The organism is Methylobacterium nigriterrae (assembly GCF_037106235.1).
GTDB lineage: Bacteria > Pseudomonadota > Alphaproteobacteria > Rhizobiales > Beijerinckiaceae > Methylobacterium > Methylobacterium nigriterrae.
This window is the reverse complement of sequence record NZ_JBAWTG010000607.1, coordinates 1-383: the sequence shown is the minus strand read 5'-3', so window position 1 is coordinate 383 and position 383 is coordinate 1. Positions and strand designations below refer to the sequence as shown.

The 383-nt window shown below is 65.5% G+C and carries 2 protein-coding genes; both read left to right on the top strand.

What is annotated here, in order from left to right:
• The coding region (locus WDW90_RS38435) for a 4-hydroxythreonine-4-phosphate dehydrogenase PdxA (RefSeq protein WP_336492915.1) at positions 1 to 116 on the top strand (116 nt) is incomplete at its 5' end.
• Positions 117 to 191: 75 nt separating this feature from the next.
• Positions 192 to 383 (top strand): DeoR family transcriptional regulator (locus tag WDW90_RS38430; RefSeq protein WP_336492914.1); only part of this gene is annotated, 192 nt, incomplete at its 3' end.

Here is a 383-nt window from a genome sequence, read left to right as displayed (position 1 = left end):
CCTCGGTCGACCACGGCACCGCCTTCGACATCGCCGGCAAGGGCATCGCCGACGAGCGCAGCCTGATCGAGGCCCTGCGGCAGGCGGTCGATCTCGCCCCCAAAAAAGCGGCCTGAGAGGGTGAGTCCGACCCGATAGGGCCCGGGCCGCGAATCCGATACAGTCGAACCCGGTCGCGGGGTTGAAGTTCAATGTCGATGCGCAGCAAGGAGCGTCATGCTCGCCTGTTGGAAGCGCTGAACGCGGGCGAGATCGATGTCGATGATCTCGCGCGGCGCTTTCGTGTGTCCGCCTCCACTGTGCGGCGTGACCTGCAGCATCTCTCCAAGAACAATGCCCTGCGCCGCACCTATGGCGGCGCCATTCTCACCGGCCATGTTGCG